We start from the raw sequence: 1616 nt of genomic DNA on the forward strand, positions 1-1616 counted from the left end.
GATTTTGAATCCATTGTTTCAAGTGTCGCGTGGGTGCCTCGCGTTATTTTCCAGCTTTTTTCCATGAGCGTCCACGCGTCAAACCATGAAGAGAAAACTGGTCCTGACGCCCGCTATTTTAGCGAGGCGGTCCGCTGGGAAAACGATGTCATCCGTTCGGTCAAGCGTTCCCGCTCCATGGCCTGGATCGTCGCTGGTATCAGCGCACTGCTGGCGGTTACGGCAAACGTTTGCCGAGATAGCCCCGCGACGTGGTGCGGCAGACGCGCGTGTCCGCACGGTCATCTATAATTCAGCCAATGTGGTTTCTGTCGATGCAAGCCACGGCGTCTCGACGATGATCGTGCTGGGGGATGTCGAAAAGATCGAGACTGTGGCGGTCGGTGATAGCCTTTCGTGGAAGATCGAACCCAACAAGCGCGGCAACATCATCTTTCTGAAACCCGTTGAAGCGAAGACGACAACAAACATGAATGTTGTGAGCGACAAACATGTTTACACATTTATCTTGCGCGCCCATCCGGAATCGGAGGGAGACCAGACATACATGGTCAAATTTCGCTATCCGGATGAGGAGGCCGATTCAAAGCTTCTTGCAGAAGCGCAACGGCTCGTTTCCGAGCCGAACCGCGACAACTTTCAGTTTCAGGATACCAATACCAACTATAGTTTCCGCGGCGACGGCGAACTCAAACCCGCGAACGCTTTTGACGATGGCGTGAAGACCTGGTTTGGCTTTGAAGGCGATATCCCGGCGATCTTCATTGTTGAGGGTGGAAAGCGCGAGATACTCGCCAATTTCCGCCGTGAGGGTGATTATATCGTCGTCGACAAGATCGCCAGGCAATGGATGCTGCGGCGCGGCGACTACGCGCTCTGCCTTTTCAATCTGAAAAAAGGCGCCCCGGTTGCCGCCACTGCCAGCAACTCCTCCGACACAAGGATGAGGTGAGATGCCTGATCCCGATTACCATCTCAACGTAGAACTCGAAGAGGCCGCACGATCAAAGCTGGCCGAGCCGAAGCGCGGTTTGAGCAAGGCAGCGTTGATCGTGCTGCTCGCGTTGGTCAGCTTGCCATTGCTCGCAATGCCCTTCTGGCTTCAACCTCCGTCAACGCCTGACAATGTCGATACCAATGATGAGAACTTGCTGTCACCAGTCGGCAAAGTTCAATTGGCGGTTCCTCCCGCAGTCAAAGAACCACCTCCCGCGCCTGAGCCTACGCCAGCGGTGCAGCAGCCATCGCAGGTCGACGCAGATGCCGCTGCCGAGCGGGCACGACTGCAGGCGGAGGAGGAAGCCCGGCGAACGACGGAGGCTGAGCGGCTGGCGCGGGAATCAGAGACCGACGAGAAAAAGTGGKAACGCTATCGCTCCCCGATGGTCGTGACCGAAATGGGTCAAACCGAAGGACTGGCAGCCGAGCAGCCAAAACCACCGACGGATGCGGAGAAAGCAGCCGCTACATTCCAGGACGCCAATCCCAACGGGCAGTTTTTGTCTGCCATGGCAACCAAGCCGGTTGAAGTTGCAAAGGCCGAAYGGACAAAGCGCATCGATGCACTTGTGCCGCAGGGAACGATGATCCGCGGGGTTCTTGAAACGGCCGTGCAG

The 1616-nt window shown here is 56.6% G+C and carries 1 protein-coding gene and 1 pseudogene; both read left to right on the plus strand.

Annotated elements, in window-relative coordinates; all coding sequences use genetic code 11:
• Positions 1-145 precede the first annotated feature (145 nt).
• On the plus strand, positions 146-952 hold the full coding sequence (virB9, locus tag ACXJ5O_RS26315; protein WP_457302478.1) for a P-type conjugative transfer protein VirB9: 807 nt from the start codon (positions 146-148) through the stop codon (positions 950-952).
• A gap of 1 nt (position 953) precedes the next feature.
• Positions 954-1616: pseudogene (locus ACXJ5O_RS26320) on the plus strand (hypothetical protein); the annotation flags it as partial.

It is taken from the genome of Phyllobacterium sp. P5_D12 (genome assembly GCF_054049495.1).